4 protein-coding genes are annotated in these 5,273 nt (G+C 54.3%); 1 reads left to right on the top strand and 3 read right to left on the bottom strand.

The window, feature by feature from the left end; all coding sequences use genetic code 11:
* The first annotated feature begins 108 nt into the window (after positions 1 to 108).
* A complete protein-coding gene (locus RUMCAL_RS11665) occupies positions 109 to 1,752 on the top strand; it encodes a trypsin-like peptidase domain-containing protein (RefSeq protein ID WP_021683109.1) in 1,644 nt (547 codons plus the stop codon).
* Positions 1,753 to 1,896: 144 nt separating this feature from the next.
* Here RUMCAL_RS11665 and RUMCAL_RS11670 read toward each other — a convergent pair whose 3' ends face one another.
* From RUMCAL_RS11670 to ymfI, 3 genes are all read right to left on the bottom strand, one after another.
* Positions 1,897 to 2,289: a thioesterase family protein gene (locus RUMCAL_RS11670; RefSeq protein ID WP_021683110.1), complete on the bottom strand. Its 393-nt coding sequence runs from the start codon at positions 2,287 to 2,289 to the stop codon at positions 1,897 to 1,899.
* 12 nt (positions 2,290 to 2,301) lie between these two features.
* Positions 2,302 to 4,188 carry an LTA synthase family protein gene (locus RUMCAL_RS11675; RefSeq protein ID WP_051343845.1) on the bottom strand — a complete coding sequence of 629 codons (1,887 nt, stop codon included), beginning with the start codon at positions 4,186 to 4,188 and terminating at the stop codon, positions 2,302 to 2,304.
* A gap of 253 nt (positions 4,189 to 4,441) precedes the next feature.
* Entirely contained in the window at positions 4,442 to 5,164 is a 723-nt protein-coding gene (ymfI, locus tag RUMCAL_RS11680) for an elongation factor P 5-aminopentanone reductase (RefSeq protein WP_021683113.1), read from the bottom strand.
* Positions 5,165 to 5,273: the final 109 nt, after the last annotated feature.

The following is a 5,273-nucleotide window of genomic DNA, read 5'->3' on the forward strand; positions in this document are numbered from 1 at the left end:
TCTGTCGCACAATCTTTGTGCGGTATTGCCATAATGAAACGATAAAAACGGACAGTGGCAAAGCGACAATCGCGGACACTGTCCGTTTTTTTGAAAGGAGCATTTTTGATGCAGGAGCCGTTCCCGAATTTTCCCACTGAGCCGCCGCAGAAGCCTGCCGGCGAACCGCTTCCCCCACAGGAAGAAACACCGGCACCGCCTACAGAACAGCCGGTTCCACCAGTGCAAAATCCATTACCGCCTGTACAGAACAACCCCGTTCCGCCAGTGCAAAATCCATTACCGCCTGTACAGGGCATGCCGCAGAATAATCCGATTCCGCCAATGCAGAATCCATTACCGCCGGTACAGGGCACCCCGCAGAACAACCCCGTTCCACCAGTGCAAAATCCATTACCGCCGGCACAGGACATGCCGCAGAATAATCCGATCCCGCCTATGCAAAACCCAATCCCCAACTGGTACCAGAACCAGCAGCCCACCATGGGAAACTGGCAGATTCCGCCGCAGGTACCGCCTGCACCGCCGCAAAAACAGCCTCTGACACCGGAACAGAAAGACCGCCGCACAGCGTTCTGGCTGAAAATCGTAGCGGCTCTGCTGGCAGCCCTGCTGCTGTACTGTATCGGCAGCGATGTGGTTTCCTACCGCCGCGGCGGTGCTGCACCGGCTGCTGCCACAGCTTCGGACACTGACAGGGACGAAACCGCCGGCAGCAAGGTGATCATTCAACAGCAGGATAAACCCGAACTGGACAAGAACGCAGAAAACACCGATGCAGATGGTGCCTACACCGTAGAGGGCGTTGCTTCTGTGGTGTGTCCCTCCATTGTGGAAATCGAAACCTACGGCGATGCCAAAGGCGAACAGCTTAGCGGCACCGGCTCCGGCATCATCTCCAGCGAGGACGGCTACATCATCACCAACGCCCACGTCCTGACTAACGGGAAGTCTTTCCGTGTCATCATGTCCGACGAAACGGAGTACCCCGCCACCGTCATCGGCAAGGACAACAAAACCGACCTTGCCGTTATCAAGATCGAGGGCAGCGACTTCCCTGCCGCCGTCATGGGCGATTCCGACGAGGTCGTTCTGGGCGAATCCGTTGTGGCGATCGGCAATCCCGCAGGGCTTTCCGGCTCTGTCACCAATGGCATTGTGTCCGGTCTGAACCGACAGATCCGCTCTGATGCCACCGGATTCGACATGAACTGTATCCAGACCAACGCCGCGATCAGTCCGGGCAACTCCGGCGGTGCACTGGTCAACATGTACGGGCAGGTCATCGGCATCACCTCCTCCAAATACGTCAGCTCCAGCTATGAGGGGCTGGGATTTGCCATTACCATTAACGAGGTGCTGCCCATTGTGCAGGATCTGATCGACAACGGCTATGTTGCCGACCGTGTGCGGGTAGGCATTACCTTTATTTCCCTGATCCCCGAAGAAGTCCGGCAGGGCTTTGCCGACGAGATCGGCATGAAAACCGTACCGGATAACCTGTCCGGCGTGTGGATCACGGAAATTGCAGATGACTGTGACATTGCCAGCACTGACCTGCAAGTGAATGATGTTATCGTATCGGTACAGGGCGAAGCCGTAGACGACTACGACTCCCTGAATGCCGCCATTGCCGGACTGAAAGGCGGTGACACCATAGAGGCACGCTGCCGCCGGTACCAGCCGGACGGAAACTTTGAGGAGTTCTCCATTCAGTGCAAGCTAATGGCAGACACCTCCGGAAACTATTAAGGCAACACAATTTCATGTAAAAAAGCGTTCAGAGCAGATGAATGAACCTGCTCTGAACGCTTTTTGCGTCTGATTCAGCCTTTGGCGAAATTCTTTGCCAACACTTTCATTATCGGCAGACACAGCACATGTGCTCTGCCATTCTCACTGTCCGCGTTTCTGTGCCTTGCTCAGGAAACGTTCCGCATCGACCAGAAACCGCTTGTGCACGCCGGAACCAATCACGCCTACGCCGTCCTCTGCGGTAACGTGATAGGAGATCTCCCGCCCGTTGACACCGGTAATTTCTGCGGTAGCAGTTACCGTCAGCCCCACCGGCGTTGCCGCATCGTGGCTGATGTCCAGCTTGGTGCCTACGGTGGTTTCGCCCTCGCTGAGGAATGGAGCCACTGCATTGCAGGCTGCCTCCTCCATGAGGGCTGCCATCATCGGGGTGGCAAATACCGGCAGCGAGCCGCTTCCTACAGCAACTGCCAGATTGGTTTCATCTACCTGTACCGAGGCGGTTCCCTTGCTTCCAATTGTAATCGGTTCCATACATATTCTCCTTTAGTCCGAAGTCGTTTCCGTGGTTTCTTCTGTAGGATCCGGCAGCACATCTAAGGCACTGGGGGAAACGATGTCCCCAAGGATCCGGTCATAAGTCAGCGTATCCAGCTTTTTGTCTGCCTCCTGCATGGGCATGTAGTTGGTGGAGTACACCGGCTCAGTTTCCATTTCGTTCATCATAGTCTGGGTGAAGCTGTCACGGGGTGAATCGATCAGCTGCATTACCAGATACGGGGCATAGTATGTGGAAACCGCTTTCGACGGCAGCAAACTGGTGTTCAGTCCGTAGTTGTTCCACAGGATATATCGCTGTTCGTACAGGGTACTGCAATTTTCGCTGGTGATGTTCAGCTGGCTGTAGATGCCGTCGTCCCCGCGGAGGGACGGGAAATGGTCACCCACAAACAGTACAATAGTCGGCTCATCGATCTGGGAGAGCCGTTCCAGAAAGTCTGCCAGACCGTCTGCCGAATGCTGGATCCGGCTCAGGTAGTTGATAAATTCATCATCGCTGTCCCCGTCAGAATAGGGCTGATGGTTCTGCATGGTAGTGGCATGCACATACAGCGGCTCGTCAGTAGATGCGATCAGAGATTCGATCTGGTTGTACACCACATTGTCGTCGATATATTCCCCGTAGGTCGTTACCGGAACGGTGAAGTCATCTTCAAAAATCATCTGGTCAAAGTTGAACTGTCCATAGATACGTTTCCGGCTGTAGAAGCTGCTCTGGAATGGGTGCACATAGGCAGTGGAATAGCCCCAGCTTTTATAATATGCAGGCACTGTGGGCTGCTGCCGTTCCAGCATCATTCTCTGCGGCATGTTGGGGTCATTCAGGGACTTCACCGGCAGCCCGAACAGCAGTTCAAACTCTGTCCGTACCGTATAGCTGGCGTAAGTCGGCACGATCAGTGTCCCCTCTGTTCCCATAGAAGCGGCTTTGTCCAGTCCCGCATAATAGGGATCCAGATTCGTATAGCCCAGTTCCGACAGCTTATCGGAAAAGGCACGGAAATCCGCAAACGATTCCGACATGATCTCCACCACGTTGGGCTTCACGCCGTCATCGAAGTCCAGATCCGGCACTTCTGTTGCCAGATACTGCTTCACGGTGTCGCTGCTGTCCTCTTTATAATCCTCCGGCTCCTCCAGCTGGTTGGAGAGGTTCTCCGAACCCGTCTGCATAAAGAACGCCAGAAAACCGTTGTTGTCGAACTTTTCGTTCAGGATAAAGGTATTGTCTGCCTCTTTGGTGTCCAGACGGAACAGGGCGTAAACCGGCTGGGAAATTGCCGGCACGGTAACGACCATGACGCAGGCGATCAGGCAAGCCAGACCGGGGGCAAGCCGTTTCCGCAGCTTCAGCCGCATTTTCAGTCTTGGGTTGAACCAGAATGCCAGCAGGATAAACGCGGCACAAATGGCAATGTACAAGACCAGCCTTGGCGTAATTTTGATATAGGCGAATGAAGTCAGACTTTTCAGACTGCGGAACAGCTTCATGTCTGTCATGATCAGGTGGTTGCCGTTGGTGTTGTACTTGAATAGTTCCGTAATACTGAGAGCCATATACAGGATACTTTCCAGCAGCATAGAGAACCAGCCCGACTTGAACAGGAGCAGTGCCCCGATAAAAATCAGTGCCGCGATCAGCACGTTAAACAGCATGATCGTGGGGTGGTTGGTGATGAACAGCACCAACTTACTGGGATATTTGTCCTGATTCAGTTCCGCCATACACACGATGAAAATGGGATACAGCATCATCAGCAGCCGGTTGGTCATGGGATAACGCAGCGTATTGTAAGAACGTTTCTCATGCACGGAACAGAACCATGCACGCAGGGAAGAAAAGCGTGCATACCATGTCAATTGTTCTTTCATGTTTGTGAGATCACCTTTGTTTCAAAAAAGAATTGCAGAAGTCAGAATTCCCCTGATTTCTGCGGGATTGTCGTAACAATACTATAGCACAAACCCGCGGTTTTCGCAAGTATTCTCGCCAAAAACTCATGCAGTTTTCACGGAATTTGTGGATTTTATCGAAAAAGTCATGCCCCGAAAAAAGGTTTTGTGCAAGTTGCAGAGGGCAAATTTCCCGTATTTGGGTGAAAATCGGCACTTCTCCTGCCGTCTGTCAGCCGCACCAGAAACCGCCGTTTACAGGAATATCCTGTCCGGTGATATACGCCGCCTGTTCGGACACCAGAAATCGCACGACATCTGCCACATCTTCCGGTTTCCCCAGCCGTCCCAGCGGTGTTTCCTCTGCCAGTTCGTCCAGTGTTTCCTGCGGCAGGTGGGACACCATATCCGTAGCGATCGTCCCCGGCGAAACGGCATTAACGCGAATGCCGGAGGGACCGACTTCCTTCGCCAGTGCACGGGTAAACGCCAGAATCGCCCCCTTGGTCACGGAGTAATCCACTTCACAGGAAGCTCCGGTTTCGCCCCACATGGAGGAGATATTGACGATACAGCCGGCATGGCGGGAGAGCATCGACGGCAGCAGCAGGCGGCTAAGTTCCACCGGAGCCGTCAGGTTCACCGCATAGAGCCGCCGCACCTGTTCCGGCGGCAGGCACTGGAACAGATTGATATACGAGCATGCGGCATTATTGACCAACACGTCCACATGTCCCAGATGTTCCAGCACGGTTCCCGCCAGTTCGGGCAGGGCATCGGTCTGTGACAGGTCGGCGGCAATGGGGATCACGCCGCAGGCGGCAGCCAGTTCTTCCATGGCATCGCGGCTATGGCAGTACACGCCAGCCACCAGATACCCGTCTGCTGCCAGACCCTTTGCCACAGCCGCCCCGATCCCGCGGGACGCACCAGTGACCAATGCTGTTTTCAGCATATGCAGCACCTCCGTTCCAAAAGTCTATTTTCCAGAAAAATTATAGCATGCACAAGAAAAAAAGTCAAGCGGCGGGCGGCGGGCGGCGGGTCGCCGCTGACCCTACGCC

This window comes from Ruminococcus callidus ATCC 27760 (assembly GCF_000468015.1).
GTDB classification, from domain to species: Bacteria; Bacillota; Clostridia; order Oscillospirales; family Ruminococcaceae; genus Ruminococcus_C; species Ruminococcus_C callidus.

Coding starts and splice junctions, on each gene's coding strand:
- RUMCAL_RS11665 (WP_021683109.1), top strand. CDS start 109: ATGCAGGAGCCGTTCCCGAATTTTCCCACTGAGCCGCCGCAGAAGCCT.
- RUMCAL_RS11670 (WP_021683110.1), bottom strand. CDS start 2,289: ATGGAACCGATTACAATTGGAAGCAAGGGAACCGCCTCGGTACAGGTA.
- RUMCAL_RS11675 (WP_051343845.1), bottom strand. CDS start 4,188: ATGAAAGAACAATTGACATGGTATGCACGCTTTTCTTCCCTGCGTGCA.
- ymfI (WP_021683113.1), bottom strand. CDS start 5,164: ATGCTGAAAACAGCATTGGTCACTGGTGCGTCCCGCGGGATCGGGGCG.